Below are 12,864 nucleotides of genomic sequence, written 5' to 3'. Positions count from 1 at the left end.
CCGCGCGCCGGCGCTTTATGCCCGGCGCGCCCATAGCCGAGCTGCCATGACCGCCTCTTCCGCGTCCGACGCCGCCTCGTCCCGTCCGCCCCGGGTGGGGCTGTTCGTCACCTGCCTCGTGGATACGATCCGTCCCTCGGTGGGGTTCGCGGCGGTGAAGCTCCTGGAGGATGCCGGCTGCGATGTGGACGTGCCGCGCCAGACCTGCTGCGGCCAGCCGGCCTTCAATTCCGGCGATCGGGTCACCACCCGCGCCCTGGCGGAAAAGACCATCGCCGCCTTCGAGAGCTTCGATTATGTGGTCGCCCCCTCCGGCTCCTGCGCCGGCATGATCAAGACCCATTATCCCGAATTGTTCGTCGGCGAGCCCGACTGGTCGGGGCGGGTGGAGCGCTTCTGCGCCAAGGTGTTCGAGCTCACCTCCTTCCTGGTGGACGTGCTGGGCGTCACCAGGGTGGAGGCCCGCTATGACGGCACCGTCACCTATCACGACAGTTGCTCGGGCCTGCGCGAGCTGCAGGTGAAGGCGCAGCCGCGCCAGCTCCTGGCCAGCGTCGAGGGGCTCGCGCTCACGGAACTCGCGGATTCCGATACCTGCTGCGGCTTCGGCGGCACCTTCTGCGTGAAATATCCCATGGTCTCCGACGCCATCGTCGGCAAGAAGGCCGACAACATCCTCGCCAGCGGCGCCGATACGCTGCTGGCCGGTGATCTCGGCTGCCTCATGAACATGGCCGGCAAGCTGCAGCGCCAGGGCCGCGATGTGGCGGTGCGCCATGTGGCCGAGGTGCTGGCCGGCATGGGCGATGGCCCCGCCATCGGCGCGCCGGCGCCCGCCAAGAAGGGTTGAGGCCATGAGCGTCGCCATCACCTCCCCCGAGTTCAAGCAGAACGCCACCGAGGCCCTGGCCGATCCGCAGCTGCAGGCGGCCCTCGCCAAGGCCGGGCCGGGCTTCGTCGGCAAGCGGCGGGACGCCATCGCCAAGCTGCCGGAATTCGATGCCCTGCGCGACAGCGTGCGCGACATCAAGAACCACACCCTGGCCCATCTCGACCTCTATCTCGAACGCTTCGAGGAGAAGGTCCGCGAGGCCGGCGGCCAGGTGCATTTCGCCGTGGATGCGGCGGAGGCCCGCGAGATCATCACCGGCATCTGCCAGCGTCTCGACGCGCGCACGGTGACCAAGAGCAAGAGCATGGTCTCGGAAGAGATCGGCATCAACGATCACCTCGCCGCCGCCGGCATCACCCCGGTGGAGACCGATCTCGGCGAGTACATCATCCAGATCCGCGGGGAATCCCCCTCCCACATCATTGCCCCCGCCATCCACCTCAACAAGGATCAGGTGGAAGCCGACTTCCGCCGGGTGCACACCGATCTGCCGGCGGATCGCGACCTGGTGGAGCCCACCGCGCTGCTGGCGGAGGCGCGGGGCGAGCTGCGCCAGCGCTTCCTCGCCGCCGACGTGGGCCTCACCGGCGCCAATGTGCTGGTGGCGGAGACCGGCGCCGCGGTGATCGTCACCAATGAGGGCAACGCCGACCTCACCCAGACCCTGCCCAAGGCGCACATCGTGCTGGCCTCCATCGAGAAGCTGGTGCCCACCCTGGAAGATGCCCACCAGCTGCTGCGGGTGCTGGCGCGCTCCGCCAGCGGTCAGGACATGAGCGTCTACACCACCTTCGCCTGCGGCCCGCGCCGCGCCCTCGATCCCGATGGGCCCGGCGAATTCCATGTGGTGCTTTTGGACAACGGCCGCTCCGCCATGCTGGGCGGCACCTTGAAGGAGATGCTGCGCTGCATCCGCTGCGGGGCCTGCATGAACCATTGCCCGGTCTACCAGTCGGTGGGTGGCCACGCCTATGGCTGGGTCTATCCCGGCCCCATGGGCTCGGTGCTCACCCCGGCGATGATCGGCATCGACAAGGGCGCCAACCTGCCCAACGCCTCCACCTTCTGCGGCCGGTGCGAGGAGGTGTGCCCGGTGCGCATTCCCCTGCCCAAGCTGCTGCGGCACTGGCGCCAGCAGGAGTTCGAGCGCCACCTCACCCCGGCGCCCCAGCGCTATGGGCTGAAGCTGTGGGCGTTCCTCGCCCGCAACGGCTGGCTCTATCGCCCCGCCACCCGCCTCGCCATGCGGGCGCTGTCGCTGTTCGGCCGCGACAAGGGCCGCTTCGCATCAATGCCCCTGGCCGGCGGCTGGACCGCCACCCGCGATTTCCCCGCCCCCGAGGGCGACACCTTCCAGGCCCAGTGGCGCGCCCGCAAGGCCGCCGGGACCACCAGCCGGAGCCCCGCCCCATGACATCAACGCCGTCTTCCCGCGATACGGTGCTGGCGTCGGTCCGGCGGGCCCTGGGCGTCACCTCCCGCGAGGCGCCGCGGCGCCAGGAGGTGGAGGCGCGGCTCGCCAGCCACCCGGCCGGCGTCATCCCCGCCCGCGCCCAGCTGCCGCCGGCGGAACGGCTGGAGCTGTTCAAGGCCATGGCGCTCGGCGCCGCCAGCTCGCTCGATCACCTGGCCTCCGCCGCCGAGGTGCCCGGCGCCATCGCCGCCTACCTCTCCACCCGCGACCTGCCCCTGAAGCTGCTGCGCGGCGCCGATCCCCGCCTTGCGGCTCTGCCCTGGAGCAGCGCGCCGCAGATCGACGTGTGGATCGGCCCGTCCGACGGCCGCCAGCCGGTGGGCCTGTCCCACGCCTTCGCCGGCATCGCCGAATCCGGCACGCTGGTGCTGTTCTCCGGCGCCGACAACCCGACCACCCTCAATTTCCTGCCCGACCACCACCTGGTGGTGCTGGAGGCGAAGGACGTGGTGGCGGACTATGAAACCGCCTGGGCCCGGGTGCGCGCGCAGTTCCCCGATGGCCAGCTGCCGCGGGCCATCAACATGATCACCGGCCCGTCGCGCTCCGCCGACATCGAGCAGACCCTGCTGCTGGGCGCCCATGGCCCGCGCAGCCTGCACGTGCTGCTGGTGGGCGCACCGAGCTGAGGCCGGCCCCGCTGGCGCGCCCCCGCCGGAAGTGTCCCAACGTCAGACCTTGCGGCAGATGGCCCCGCGCTGATGCAGCGAGGTCACGGACCTGACACAAAACGCCCCTTGCGCCGGGTCTGCCGGCGGCCATTCCCCAAACTTGGGTTGCCGCTCGGCCAAATTGACGGCAGAAGTCAGCGATCACGATTGATGGTGTGCCTATGTTGTCCCGCTTGCGCTTCGCTGTGGCGCTGTTCGCAGCGCTGTTCCTGACCATCGCCGTGCGGCCCGCCGCCGCCCAGGGCACCCCGCATGTCTACCTCATGCGGGGCCTGGCCAATGTGTTTTCCTATGGTCTGGACGACCTCGCGGCCAAGCTCAATGCCCGCGGCATTCCCGCCACCGTGTATGAATATGGCCAATGGCAGTCCCTGGCCGACATGGCCTCTGCGGAAAGCCGCGCCAAGGGCCGCTTCCCCATCGTGGTGGTCGGCCACTCCCTGGGCGCCGATGCCGCCATCCAGATGGCCGAGCGCCTCACCGCTCTCGGCACCCCGCCCACTCTTGTGGTCACCTTCGATCCGGTGGGCGTGAACACCGTGGGTGCCGCCTCCGGGCGCTTCGTGAACTACTACCAGTCCAATAACGGCTACGGAAAGCGGCTCACCGCCGGCCCCGGCTTCCGTGGCAAGCTGATCAACCGCAACCTCGACCAGGTGGCGGCCATCGATCATTTCAACATCGAGAAGTCGCCGCAGCTGCATTCGGAAGTGGTGAGCCAGGTGCGCGCCCTCGGCGTGCGGCGCAAGCCCAAGCCGCGGCCGGTGGCCAAGCCGTCCCAGCCCGCGGCCCCCACGCCGGCGCCGGGCAGCCAGGCCGCCACCACCAGCGACAAGAAGGCGATGTGAACGCCGCTCGGGCCACCCGCACGGGAGGTCCTCAGATCAGACGAAGGCCGCGGCCCCCCTGGATCCGCGGCCTTCGTCTTTCCGGGTGGGGAAGGAGCACAGGGGCGGGATGGCCCCAGATCTGCAAGACAGACCGTCAATCCACCCCGCTTCGGCGCGCGGGCTCAGGGCCAGAAGAAGCGCACCGCCGCCGCCGCCACCATGGCGGCCACCACCGCCAGAATGTCGCTGCGCAGGAAGCGGGCCACCAGCACCGCCGCCACCAGCCCGGCGATCATGCCGCGATCACCGCGCACGGCCCCGGGGGCGAGCAGCGCCACCAGCAGGGCGCCCGGCAGGGCATCCAGCACCCGGCGCACCCGTGGGGTGATGGGCACCAGCCGCATGAGGAAGAAGCCCGCCGCCCGGTTGAAGACCGTGGCCAGCGCCATCACCGAGATGGCGAGCAGGGTGCCAAGCTCAGCGCTCATCGGTGAATCCCCCCGCCAGGGCGCCTGCCAGCGCGCCGATGACGATGAACCACCAGCCCGGCAGCACGAACGACACGCCGATGGCGACAGCGGCGGCGACGCCCCAGCCCACCGCCTCGCGCCGGCCCTTCCAATTGGGAATGAGGATGGCGATGAAAAAGGCCGGCACCACCACGTCGATCCCCACCTGCTTGGGATCGGGAATGCCGCCGCCCACCACATGGCCGGCGGCGGTGCCGATCACCCAGAACAGCCAGGTGATGAAGCCGGCGCCGACGAAATAGCCCGCGTCCGACCCGCCCTGGGTCCGATAGCGCATGGCCAGCGCCCAATTGTTATCGGCCAGCAGCAGCAGCGCGCCATAGGATTGCCAGGCCGGCAGTGGCGCGAACCAGGGCCGCAGGGCCGCCGCCATCAGCACGTGGCGCGTGTTCACCGCCATGGTCAAAAGGCCGAGGGTGAGCAAGGCGGTCACCGACCAATGCTGGGTCCAGCCCTCCAGCGCCACCATCTGGGCGAGGCCGGCGAACACCATGGCGCTGAACAGGCTGGCCTCCACGAGGGTCAGCCCCTTCTGGGCCGCCGCCGCGCCGAACGCCATGGCGAACACGAACAGCCCCGGAATGAGGGGCATCATGGCGCGCAGCCCTTCGGCGGTGCCGGCCAGGGTGAACGTGGTGGGGGAATGTGAGGTCTGGGGCATGGGGGCCAATTGGGAGGGATGCGGCCCTTATGGCGCACATGCCCGGCGCGGCCAACCCGTTTTCACGCTGTGCTGGCGGTGCCGGCCAAAAGGCCGCCCAATCCCTCGTCCCACGGCGGCAGCGGCCCGAAGCGGGCGGCCAGGTGATCGATGAACAGCCGCACCTTCAGCGGCAGGAACCGCCGGCTGGGATAGACCGCGAACACCCCCACCCGGCGGGAGGCATGCCACTGCGGCAGCACCACCTGGAGCGCCCCGGACCGCAGCTCCGGCCCCACGTCCCAGGTGGAGCGCAGGGCGATGCCGACAGAGGCGAGAACGGCGGCGCGCACCACCTCGTTGGAATTGGTGCGCAGCGGCGCCGCGATCCGCAGGGTCACCGGTCCCTCCGGCCCCTCCAGTCGCCATGGATCCTGGGAATGGGTGGCCAGCAGCACATGGCCGGAGAGCGCCTCGATATCTCTGGGCGTGCCCGCCCGCGCGAGATAATCGGGGGTGGCGCACAGCACCCGGTGCACCGGAGCGAGGCGGCGCGCCACCAGGCTGGAATCGTCGAGATCGGCAATGCGAATGGCAAGGTCGAACCCTTCGCCGACGATGTCCACGAAGGCGTCGGTGAGCTCGAGGTCCACGGTCAGGCCGGGGTTGGCCTTGAGCAGAGGTCCGATATGGGGGGCGATGTGCATGCGGCCGAACGAGGTGGGCGCCGACACCCGCAAAAGGCCGCGCGCATCGGCCGAGCCATGGGCCAGCGCGTCCTCCGCCTCTTCCACCGCCGCCAGGATTGCCACCACCCGCTCGTAGAAGCCTTCCCCGGCTTCAGTGAGCGTGACCTTGCGGGTGGTGCGCTGGAACAGCCGCGTGCCCAGCCGCTCCTCCAGCCGCTGCACCCGCTTCGACACCACCGGCGGCGACAGGCCCATCTCGCGGCCGGCCGCCGACAGGCTGCCGGCGGTGACGATGCGGGAGAAGATCTCAAGGTCGGCGAGGTTGTCGATCATCGGCGCGGCGTCGCCCGGCAATTATTCCGTTTTTCCAACTCACTTTATCCGACAGCGCAATAATCGGCGACCACCTTTTCCGCGGAACCGATTATAATTGCACCAAACAGAATGGAGCGGGGGAGCCGGCATGGGAGACGCGGGCGCGCGGCCGCACGGCGGACCGCAGGAGAGCACGGCGGCAACAGCGGAGGAAAGCGCGGAGGAAAGCGCGGAGGAAAGCGCTCAGCAGCGCATGCATGACGGGTCACATGATGGCTCCCGCCTCGTCATGCCCGCGCCCGATGCGGCGGTGCTGGCGCGGCGGGACCAGATCGTCGCCGATCTGGCGCGTCTGGTGGGCGCGGACAGCGTGATCGCCCACGAGCGGGCCATGCGCCCCTATGAATCCGATGCCCTCACCGCCCACAGGCAATTGCCCCTGGTGGTGGTGCTGCCGGCCACCACGGACGAGGTGGCGGCGGTGCTGAAATATTGCCACGACAACGCCATCCGCGTGGTGCCGCGCGGCGCCGGCACCTCCCTTTCGGGCGGCGCCCTGCCGCTGGCCGATGCGGTGCTGCTGGGCATGGCCAAGTTCACCCGCATCCGCGAGATCGACACCGCCAACCGCTGCGCCGTGGTGGAGCCGGGGGTGACCAACCTCGGCATCACCAAGGCGGTGGAGCACCTGGGCTTCTATTATGCCCCCGATCCCTCCTCGCAGATCGCCTGCACCATCGGCGGCAATGTGGCGGAGAATTCCGGCGGCGTGCACTGCCTCAAATACGGCCTCACCACCAACAATGTGCTGGGGGTGGAGCTGGCCCTCATCACCGGCGAGATCGTGCGCCTGGGCGGCAAGCACCTGGACGCCGGCGGGCTCGACCTCCTCTCCGTCATCATCGGCTCGGAAGGCCTGCTGGGGGTGGTGACCGAAGTCACCGTGCGCCTGCTCAAGAAGCCGGATACGGCGCGGGCGGTGCTGGTGGGCTTTCCCACCTCCGAGAGCGCCGGCGACTGCGTGGCGCAGATCATCGCCGCCGGCATCATCCCCGCCGGCATCGAGATGATGGACAAGGACGCCATCGCCGCCGCCGAGGCGTTCGTGAACGTGGGCTATCCGCTGGATGTGGAGGCCCTGCTCATCATCGAGCTGGACGGGCCGGAAGCCGAGTGCGCCCATCTGCTCGATGCGGTCACCGCCCATGCGCAGGCCTGCGGCGCCACCACGCTGCGGGTGTCCCAGAGCGAAGAGGAGCGGCTCGGCTTCTGGGCCGGGCGCAAGGCGGCGTTCCCCGCGGTGGGGCGCATTTCCCCGGACTATCTGTGCATGGACGGCACCATTCCCCGCCGCCAGCTGCCCTTCGTTCTGGCCCGCATGCGCGAGCTGTCGCACCGGCACGGGCTGCGGGTGGCCAATGTATTCCATGCGGGCGACGGCAATCTGCACCCGCTCATTCGGTATGACGCCAATGCGCCCGGAGAGCTGGAGGCGGCCGAGGCGTTCGGCGCCGACATCCTGCGATTGTGCGTGGAGGTGGGCGGCGTGCTCACCGGCGAGCACGGGGTCGGCATCGAGAAGCGCGACCTCATGCCGGAGATGTTCGACGCGGTGGATCTCGCCCAGCAGCTGCGTCTCAAATGCGCGTTCGACGACCAGAACCTGCTCAATCCCGGCAAGGTGTTCCCCACCCTCCACCGCTGCGCCGAGATGGGCCGCATGCATGTGAGCGGCGGCGCCCTGCCCTTCCCCGACCTGCCGCGGTTCTGAGGTGACGATGCCGCAAACCCTCCTCGCCCGCGATCCGCAGGATGTGGTCGACGCCGTCACCGCCGCCGGTGCGAACGGCCGCACCCTGGAGATCCGCGGCACCGGCAGCCTCACGGCGCTCGGCCGCCCGGTGGTGGCCGACACGGTGCTGGACCTCTCCGCCCTCTCCGGCATCACCCTCTACGAGCCGGAAGAGCTGGTGCTCTCCGCCCGCTGCGGTACGCCGCGCCGGGACATCGAGGACATGCTGGCCCAAAGCGGCCAGATGCTGGCCTTCGAGCCGGCGGACCTTGCCCCCCTGTTCGGCGGCGCGGCGCGGGCGGGCAGCCTCGGCGGGCTTGTCGCCACCAATCTCGCCGGCCCCCGCCGCATCAGCGCCGGCGCCGTGCGCGACCATACTTTGGGCCTCAAGGCAGTGTCGGGGCGCGGCGAGCTGTTCAAGTCCGGCGGGCGGGTGGTGAAGAACGTCACCGGCTACGACCTGCCGCGCCTGTTCGCCGGCGCCTTCGGCACCCTGGGCGTCGCCACCGAGATCACCCTCAAGGTGCTGCCGCGCCCCGAAACCCAGGAGACGGTGCGGCTCGAGGGCCTCTCGCCGGAGGCGGCGGCGGCGGCCATGAGCGCGGCGCTGGGCTCCTCCTGCGAGGTCTCCGGCGCCGCTTATGCCCCGGCCCCGGTGGCGGCGCGGCTGCCGGGATGCCCGGATACGGCGACGGTGCTGCTGCGGCTGGAGGGCTTCGGCCCCTCGGTGCGGGCCCGGCGGGATATGCTGGCCCGCGTCCTCATCCCCTTCGGTCCCTGCACGGTGATGCGCGAAACACCCTCGGCGGCGCTCTGGAGCGCGGTGCGGGACGTGGCGCCCTTCGTCGGCACTCCCGAGCGCGCCCTGTGGCGCCTCTCCACGGCCCCCATGGCCGGCCCCGCCCTGGCCGCGCGGCTCTGCGCCACCCTCGATGCCGAAGCCTTCTGCGACTGGGGCGGCGGCCTCATCTGGCTGGCGCTGCCGGGCCCGCGATCGGAAGCGGACACGGTGCGGACGGCCCTTGCAGCCTCAGGCGGTCATGCCACACTCCTGCGCGCCACAGCTGAGGAGCGGGCACGGACCGCCGTGTTCCAGCCCCTCGACGAGCCACTCGCCGCCCTGACGGCCCGGGTGAAATCCAGCTTCGACCCGGCCGGCCTCCTCAACCGCGGCCGCATGCACGAGGGCTGGTGACATGCCATCCCGTGCGCTCCCGCCCTTCCCCGCCCGCCCCGGACGCTGAGCCATGCAGACCCATTTTTCGCCCGCGCAGCTCCTTGATCCGCGGCTTGCCGAGGTGGACCGGATCCTGCGGGCCTGCGTCCATTGCGGGTTCTGCACCGCCACCTGTCCCACCTATGTGCTGAAAGGGGACGAGCGCGACAGTCCGCGCGGGCGCATCTATCTCATCAAGGACATGCTGGAGAATGGCCGGCCCGCCACCGCCGAGGAGGTGGGGCCCATCGACCGCTGCCTGTCGTGCCTCTCCTGCACCAGCACCTGCCCTTCGGGCGTGGACTATATGCACCTCGTCGATCACGCCCGCGCTCATATCGAGGAAACCTATGCGCGGCCGCGCTCCGAACGGCTGGTGCGCGCCCTCATCGCCCGGGTGCTGCCCTATCCGCGCCGCTTCCGCCTGGCCTTGAAGGCGGCGGCCCTGGGGCGACCGTTCGCCGGCCTGCTGGAGCGGGCGGGGCTCGCCCCCCTCGCCGCCATGCTGCGCCTGGCGCCCCACAAGGTGCCGCCGGCAGCGCGGGATGGCGGTGTGCATGCCCCGGCGGGGCCGCGAAAGGCGCGGGTGGCGCTGCTCGCGGGCTGCGCCCAGCAGGTGCTGCAACCGGCCATCGACGCCGCCGCCATCCGCCTTCTCAACCGCATGGGGGTGGAGGTGGTGCGGGTGGCCGGTCAGGGCTGCTGCGGGGCCCTGCCCCACCACATGGGCCGCTCCGAGGAGGCCCGGGCCTTTGCCCGCGCCAATGTCAGGGCGTTCGAGACGGCGGGCCCGCTCGATGCGCTGTTGGTCACCGCCTCCGGCTGCGGCACCACCCTCAAGGACTATGGCCACATGCTGGCCGGCGATCCTACCTTCGCCGGGCGTGCGGCCGCGCTTGCCGGCAAGGTGCGGGACATCACCGAATTCCTCGCCGCCCAGGACCTGCCGGCGGCGCACGGGCCCGGCGGGCGGGTGGCCTATCATTCCGCCTGCTCGCTGCAGCATGGGCAGAAGGTGAAAAGCCCGCCGGTGGCGCTGCTGCGGCAGGCCGGGTTCGAGGTGGTGGAGCCGTTCGACCCGCACCTGTGCTGCGGCTCGGCCGGCACCTACAACATGCTGCAATCCGAGCTCGCGGACGCGCTGAAGACCCGCAAGGTGGACACGCTGGAGGCCCTGCGGCCGCAGATGATCGCCGCCGGCAACATCGGCTGCCTCACCCAGATCGCCTCCGGCACGGCGCTGCCCGTGGTGCACACGGTGGAGCTGCTCGACTGGGCCACCGGCGGCCCCCGCCCCGGCGCCCTCGCCGAGGCCGCGGCCTGAGCCGGCACCCATTGTTGCCGGCAATGCGAAAGTCCATTGCCGGGCGGGGGTTAGACTTCCCCCGCGCGCAAGGGTACCACTGCAGCAACACGCGGCGGCTGCCGCCGCGCCGCTCCAACCCCGGTCGCGCCATGGCTCCCGCCTTCGATCTGACCCTCTATCTCGTCACCGACCCGCGCCTCACCGCGGCGCGCGGCCTTGTGGCGACGGTGGATGCGGCGGTGAAGGGCGGCGCCACCCTGGTGCAGCTGCGGGACCCGCAGGCCCACGGCCGCGCCCTGGTGGAGCAGGCACGGGCGCTGAAGGCCCTGCTCGCCCCCCTCGGCATTCCCCTGATCATCAATGATCGGGTGGATGTGGCGGTGGCGGCCGATGCGGATGGGGTGCACCTCGGCCAGGACGACATGGCCCCCGCCGATGCCCGGGGCCTGCTGGGGCCCGGCCGCATTCTCGGCCTCTCGGTGGGAAATCCGGCGGAATATGCCGCCTCGGACCTCACCGGCGTCGACTATCTCGGTGTCGGCCCGGTCAAGGCCACCGGCACCAAGGCGAATGCGGGCGCCGCCATCGGCGCGCCCGGCATCGCCGCGGTCCGCGCCCTGACGCCGCTGCCTTTGGTGGCGATCGGCGGCATCGACGTCGCGGCGGTTCCACAGGTGATCCGTGCCGGCGCCGATGGCGTCGCCGTGGTCTCGGCCCTGTGCGCGGCGGACGACGTCGCGGAGGCCGCCAAACGCCTGCGCGCCGCCGTCGCGGCCGCCCGCTGATCCCTTTTCCGGCGCCACGATGCGCCGGCGTTCCGTTCCCGTCTCATCCGGCTCAAGGAGGCCGCTCATGTCCGCGTCCGTCGCTTCCGCATCCATTTCCCCCACCGCGCTGCCCGCCGGCGTCGAGATCACCGGCGCGCTCGCCCCACGCTTCGAGGAGATCCTGACCCCCGAGGCGCTGGCCTTCGTCGCCAGCCTGCAGCGCAGCTTCAATGGCACCCGCGAGGCGCTGCTGGCCCGTCGCGCCGAGCGCCAGGTCCGTTTCGACGCCGGTGAGCTGCCCGATTTCCTGCCCGAGACCGCCGCCGTGCGGGCGGGCGACTGGACCATCGCCGACCTGCCCGCCGACCTCCTGGACCGCCGGGTGGAGATCACCGGCCCGGTGGACCGCAAGATGATCATCAACGCCCTGAATTCGGGGGCGAAGGTGTTCATGGCGGATTTCGAGGATGCCTCCTCCCCCACCTGGACCAACATGATCGAGGGCCAGCTGAACCTGAAGGATCGCTGGGCCGGCGTCATCGACTTCACCGACGCCACCAGCGGCAAGGCCTATAAGCTCGGCGCCACCCCCGCCGTGCTCATCATCCGCCCGCGCGGCTGGCACCTGCCGGAAGCCCATGTGCGGGTGGACGGGGCGGAAATGTCCGGCGCGCTGTTCGATTTCGGCCTTTACGCCTTCCATTGCGCCAAGGCGGCGCTGGCGCAGGGCTCCGGCGCCTATTTCTACCTGCCGAAGACCGAGAGCCACCTGGAAGCCCGGCTGTGGGACCAGGTGTTCAGCTTCACCGAGCGGCAGCTGGGGCTCCCCCACGGCACCATCAAGGCCACCGTGCTCATCGAGACCCTGCCGGCGGTGTTCGAGATGAACGAAATCCTGTTCGAGCTGAAGGACCATATGGCCGGGCTCAACATGGGCCGCTGGGACTACATCTTCTCGTTCATCAAGCGGCTCGGCAAGAATGCCCGCTTCCTCACCCCCGACCGCAGCCGCATGGTGATGAGCGAGGCCTTCCTGAAGGCCTATTGCCTGCTGCTGGTGGAAACCTGCCACCGCCGCAACGCCTTCGCCATGGGCGGCATGGCGGCGCAGATTCCGGTGAAGGGCGATGCCGCCGCCAACGCCGCCGCCTTCGCCAAGGTGAAGGCGGACAAGGAGCGCGAGGCGGGCCTCGGCTGCGACGGCACCTGGGTCGCCCATCCCGATCTGGTGCCGGTGGCCATGGAAGTGTTCGACCGCCTCATGCCCACGGCCAACCAGCGTGATGTGGTGAAGCCCGCCGCCAACGTCACCCGCGACGATCTGCTGGAGGTGCACCAGGGCACCCGCACCGAGGCGGGCCTGCGGGAGAACATCCGCGTGGGCGTGCAATATATCGAGGCGTGGCTGCGCGGTCGCGGCGCGGTGCCGCTCTACAACCTCATGGAGGATGCGGCCACCGCCGAGATCAGCCGCGCCCAGGTGTGGCAGTGGATCCACCTCGGCGCCCAGCTGGACGACGGCCGCACCGTGACCGCCGACCTGTTCAAGGCGCTTCTGGACGACGAGATGGCCAAGCTGCGCACCGTGCTCGGCGCCGACGTCTATGATTCCGGCCGCTTCCCCGAGGCCATCGGCCTGTTCGCCGACATGTCGCTGGCCGACACGTTCGACGAATTCCTCACCCTGCCGGCCTATCGCCTCGTCGCCTGAGGCGGCCAAGCCCCTTCACCCGTACGACGCT

12 protein-coding genes are annotated in these 12,864 nt (G+C 70.5%); 9 read left to right on the top strand and 3 right to left on the bottom strand.

What is annotated here, in order from left to right:
* The first annotated feature begins 46 nt into the window (after positions 1–46).
* From MEU52_RS15970 to MEU52_RS15955, 4 genes are all read left to right on the top strand, one after another.
* Positions 47–850, top strand: a complete 804-nt coding sequence (locus tag MEU52_RS15970; RefSeq protein WP_238122156.1) for a (Fe-S)-binding protein — start codon at positions 47–49, stop codon at positions 848–850.
* A gap of 4 nt (positions 851–854) precedes the next feature.
* The gene (locus tag MEU52_RS15965; RefSeq protein WP_238122157.1) at positions 855–2,306 is read left to right on the top strand and encodes a LutB/LldF family L-lactate oxidation iron-sulfur protein; all 1,452 of its coding nucleotides are present in this window, start codon (positions 855–857) and stop codon (positions 2,304–2,306) included.
* On the top strand, positions 2,303–2,995 hold the full coding sequence (locus tag MEU52_RS15960; RefSeq protein ID WP_238122158.1) for a LutC/YkgG family protein: 693 nt from the start codon (positions 2,303–2,305) through the stop codon (positions 2,993–2,995). Before MEU52_RS15965 ends, MEU52_RS15960 begins: the two co-directional genes overlap by 4 nt.
* Before the next feature lie 203 nt (positions 2,996–3,198).
* The gene (locus MEU52_RS15955) at positions 3,199–3,885 is read left to right on the top strand and encodes a thioesterase domain-containing protein (protein WP_238122159.1); all 687 of its coding nucleotides are present in this window, start codon (positions 3,199–3,201) and stop codon (positions 3,883–3,885) included.
* A gap of 164 nt (positions 3,886–4,049) precedes the next feature.
* Here the strand turns inward: MEU52_RS15955 and MEU52_RS15950 are convergent, their stop codons facing one another.
* The 3 genes from MEU52_RS15950 to MEU52_RS15940 form a co-directional block, all read right to left on the bottom strand.
* Positions 4,050–4,355, bottom strand: a complete 306-nt coding sequence (locus tag MEU52_RS15950; RefSeq protein WP_238122160.1) for an AzlD family protein — start codon at positions 4,353–4,355, stop codon at positions 4,050–4,052.
* Positions 4,345–5,058, bottom strand: coding sequence for an AzlC family ABC transporter permease (locus MEU52_RS15945; RefSeq protein WP_238122161.1), 714 nt, complete (start codon positions 5,056–5,058; stop codon positions 4,345–4,347). The genes MEU52_RS15950 and MEU52_RS15945 overlap by 11 nt, the downstream gene beginning before the upstream one ends.
* 62 nt (positions 5,059–5,120) lie before the next feature.
* Entirely contained in the window at positions 5,121–6,059 is a 939-nt protein-coding gene (locus tag MEU52_RS15940; RefSeq protein WP_238122162.1) for a LysR family transcriptional regulator, read from the bottom strand.
* 235 nt (positions 6,060–6,294) lie between these two features.
* Between MEU52_RS15940 and MEU52_RS15935 the strand changes: the two genes are divergently transcribed.
* The 5 genes from MEU52_RS15935 to aceB all read left to right on the top strand — a co-directional run bounded on the left by MEU52_RS15935 (position 6,295) and on the right by aceB (position 12,833).
* Positions 6,295–7,812 (top strand): FAD-linked oxidase C-terminal domain-containing protein, encoded by a 1,518-nt coding sequence (locus tag MEU52_RS15935; RefSeq protein ID WP_238122453.1) that lies wholly within the window; start codon positions 6,295–6,297, stop codon positions 7,810–7,812.
* Between the two features lie 7 nt (positions 7,813–7,819).
* Positions 7,820–9,028, top strand: coding sequence for a glycolate oxidase subunit GlcE (glcE, locus tag MEU52_RS15930; RefSeq protein ID WP_238122163.1), 1,209 nt, complete (start codon positions 7,820–7,822; stop codon positions 9,026–9,028).
* 52 nt (positions 9,029–9,080) lie between these two features.
* Complete coding sequence (glcF, locus tag MEU52_RS15925; RefSeq protein WP_238122164.1) at positions 9,081–10,373, top strand: glycolate oxidase subunit GlcF; 1,293 nt, start codon at positions 9,081–9,083, stop codon at positions 10,371–10,373.
* Positions 10,374–10,504: 131 nt separating this feature from the next.
* Entirely contained in the window at positions 10,505–11,140 is a 636-nt protein-coding gene (thiE, locus tag MEU52_RS15920; protein WP_238122165.1) for a thiamine phosphate synthase, read from the top strand.
* Between the two features lie 67 nt (positions 11,141–11,207).
* Positions 11,208–12,833, top strand: a complete 1,626-nt coding sequence (gene aceB, locus MEU52_RS15915) for a malate synthase A (protein WP_238122166.1) — start codon at positions 11,208–11,210, stop codon at positions 12,831–12,833.
* Positions 12,834–12,864: the final 31 nt, after the last annotated feature.

Source organism: Xanthobacter sp. NM-25 (assembly GCF_022138605.1).
Taxonomy (GTDB): domain Bacteria; phylum Pseudomonadota; class Alphaproteobacteria; order Rhizobiales; family Xanthobacteraceae; genus Xanthobacter.
Note: the sequence above shows the minus strand (reverse complement) of the source record. Positions and strands in the feature narration are given on the sequence as shown.

What these genes read in the sequence shown, in the direction of transcription:
- MEU52_RS15970 (WP_238122156.1), top strand. Translation starts at nt 47, where the DNA reads ATGACCGCCTCTTCCGCGTCCGACGCCGCCTCGTCCCGTCCGCCCCGG.
- MEU52_RS15965 (WP_238122157.1), top strand. Translation starts at nt 855, where the DNA reads ATGAGCGTCGCCATCACCTCCCCCGAGTTCAAGCAGAACGCCACCGAG.
- MEU52_RS15960 (WP_238122158.1), top strand. Translation starts at nt 2,303, where the DNA reads ATGACATCAACGCCGTCTTCCCGCGATACGGTGCTGGCGTCGGTCCGG.
- MEU52_RS15955 (WP_238122159.1), top strand. Translation starts at nt 3,199, where the DNA reads ATGTTGTCCCGCTTGCGCTTCGCTGTGGCGCTGTTCGCAGCGCTGTTC.
- MEU52_RS15950 (WP_238122160.1), bottom strand. Translation starts at nt 4,355, where the DNA reads ATGAGCGCTGAGCTTGGCACCCTGCTCGCCATCTCGGTGATGGCGCTG.
- MEU52_RS15945 (WP_238122161.1), bottom strand. Translation starts at nt 5,058, where the DNA reads ATGCCCCAGACCTCACATTCCCCCACCACGTTCACCCTGGCCGGCACC.
- MEU52_RS15940 (WP_238122162.1), bottom strand. Translation starts at nt 6,059, where the DNA reads ATGATCGACAACCTCGCCGACCTTGAGATCTTCTCCCGCATCGTCACC.
- MEU52_RS15935 (WP_238122453.1), top strand. Translation starts at nt 6,295, where the DNA reads ATGCATGACGGGTCACATGATGGCTCCCGCCTCGTCATGCCCGCGCCC.
- glcE (WP_238122163.1), top strand. Translation starts at nt 7,820, where the DNA reads ATGCCGCAAACCCTCCTCGCCCGCGATCCGCAGGATGTGGTCGACGCC.
- glcF (WP_238122164.1), top strand. Translation starts at nt 9,081, where the DNA reads ATGCAGACCCATTTTTCGCCCGCGCAGCTCCTTGATCCGCGGCTTGCC.
- thiE (WP_238122165.1), top strand. Translation starts at nt 10,505, where the DNA reads ATGGCTCCCGCCTTCGATCTGACCCTCTATCTCGTCACCGACCCGCGC.
- aceB (WP_238122166.1), top strand. Translation starts at nt 11,208, where the DNA reads ATGTCCGCGTCCGTCGCTTCCGCATCCATTTCCCCCACCGCGCTGCCC.